1 rRNA gene (cut by a window edge) is annotated in these 1,456 nt (G+C 53.5%); it reads right to left on the reverse strand.

The features are described 5' to 3' along the window. Positions 1 to 18: 18 nt before the first annotated feature. Positions 19 to 1,456: ribosomal RNA gene (locus tag PGU50_RS17850) — 23S ribosomal RNA — on the reverse strand; it runs 1,572 nt beyond the window's last position.

The following is a 1,456-nucleotide window of genomic DNA, read 5'->3' on the forward strand; positions in this document are numbered from 1 at the left end:
TTACCCTGTCCTACCTTCTTGGTTATGCCCTCGACCGATTAGTAACAGTCAGCTCCATGCATTACTGCACTTCCACCTCTGCCCTATCTACCTTGTCGTCTTCAAGGGGTCTTACAACTCTACGTTGGGATATCTCATCTTGAGGGGGGCTTCACGCTTAGATGCCTTCAGCGTTTATCCCTTCCTGACTTGGCTACTCTGCCATGCTCCTGGCGGAACAACAGATACACCAGCGGTCAGTCCAGCCCGGTCCTCTCGTACTAAGGCCAGCTCCTCTCAAATATCCTACGCCCACGCCGGATAGGGACCGAACTGTCTCACGACGTTCTGAACCCAGCTCGCGTACCGCTTTAATGGGCGAACAGCCCAACCCTTGGGACCTACTTCAGCCCCAGGATGCGATGAGCCGACATCGAGGTGCCAAACCACTCCGTCGATGTGAACTCTTGGGAGTGATAAGCCTGTTATCCCCAGGGTAGCTTTTATCCGTTGAGCGATGGCAATCCCACTTTATACCACCGGATCACTAAGTCCTACTTTCGTACCTGCTCCACCCGTCGGTGTCGCAGTCAAGCTCCCTTCTGCCTTTGCACTCTTCGAATGGTTTCCAACCATTCTGAGGGAACCTTTGAGCGCCTCCGATACCCTTTCGGAGGCGACCGCCCCAGTCAAACTCCCCACCTGACATTGTCCCCCAGCCGGGTCACGGCTGCTGGTTAGAAATCCAATACTGCAAGGGTGGTATCCCAACAGCGGCTCCGCATCAACTGGCGTCAATGCTTCTTCGCCTCCCACCTATCCTGTACATACAATATCGAATCCCAGTATCAAGCTGGAGTAAAGCTCCATGGGGTCTTTCCGTCCTGGCGCAGGTAACCAGCATCTTCACTGGTATTTCAATTTCACCGGGTGCATTGTTGAGACAGTGCCCAAATCATTACGCCTTTCGTGCGGGTCGGAACTTACCCGACAAGGAATTTCGCTACCTTAGGACCGTTATAGTTACGGCCGCCGTTTACTGGGGCTTAAGTTCAAAGCTTCGCTTGCGCTAACCTCTCCCCTTAACCTTCCAGCACCGGGCAGGCGTCAGCCCATATACTTCACCTTACGGTTTTGCATAGACCTGTGTTTTTGCTAAACAGTTGCTTGGGCCAATTCTCTGCGGCCAGCTCTCACTGGCACTCCTTCTCCCGAAGTTACGGAGTCATTTTGCCGAGTTCCTTAACAATGCTTCTCCCGTCGGCCTTAGGATTCTCTCCTCACCTACCTGTGTCGGTTTACGGTACGGGTACAGTACAAACAATAGCGGCTTTTCTTGGCAGCTGGCTCACACATTTCCCTACTCTAGTTCGGTATGCATCACGTCTTCGGATTGTCACGCGGATTTGCCAACGCGACTCCTACCTCGCTTGCCACGGGATTCCATTCCCGCTAGTGCTCTCCCTCTGCGTCCCCA

This window comes from Coprococcus sp. AM11-30B (assembly GCF_027674365.1).
Taxonomy (GTDB): Bacteria; Bacillota; Clostridia; order Lachnospirales; family Lachnospiraceae; genus Allocoprococcus; species Allocoprococcus comes.